This is a genomic window from Streptomyces sp. SID13726, from assembly GCF_010548375.1.
Lineage (GTDB): Bacteria > Actinomycetota > Actinomycetes > Streptomycetales > Streptomycetaceae > Streptomyces.
Window position 1 is genome coordinate 1 of the sequence record NZ_JAAGLY010000671.1, and the last position, 408, is coordinate 408.

The window sequence follows — 408 nt, forward strand, 5'->3', positions numbered from 1 at the left end:
CCCCACCTGACGAAGACACCCCCGGGGCGAGCACGACCCTGCTCCCCCACCACAACGAGGTTGGTCCCGTTATCCGTCGGATAACGGGACCAACCTCGTTCTCAGCGCCCTCACCAGGCGGGGCCGCCGAACTATCAGGCGGGGACGGTCAGTCCGCGGTCACGAAGAGGTGGCGCGCGACGTCGTCCGGCAGGTCCAGGACCGTGTCGGCGCCGTCGCCCGAGCCCGTGACGGCGCCGTCGTTCACGGCGACGACGAGGGTCTGGCGCGGGAAGACGCCCGCCTCGGCGAAGCGCGCGAGGAGGTCGACGTCGACCTGGACCGGCTCGGCGATGCGCTGGAGCACGACGCGCACCTCGGCCCCGTCGGTCGTGCCGCTCGCGGCGAGGTGCGCCGGAAGGGAGACGA

At 72.5% G+C, this 408-nt stretch carries 1 pseudogene; it reads right to left on the reverse strand.

The annotated features are described in order from the left end of the window. Positions 1–148: 148 nt before the first annotated feature. Positions 149–408, reverse strand: a pseudogene (locus tag G3I78_RS49705) (hypothetical protein); the annotation flags it as partial.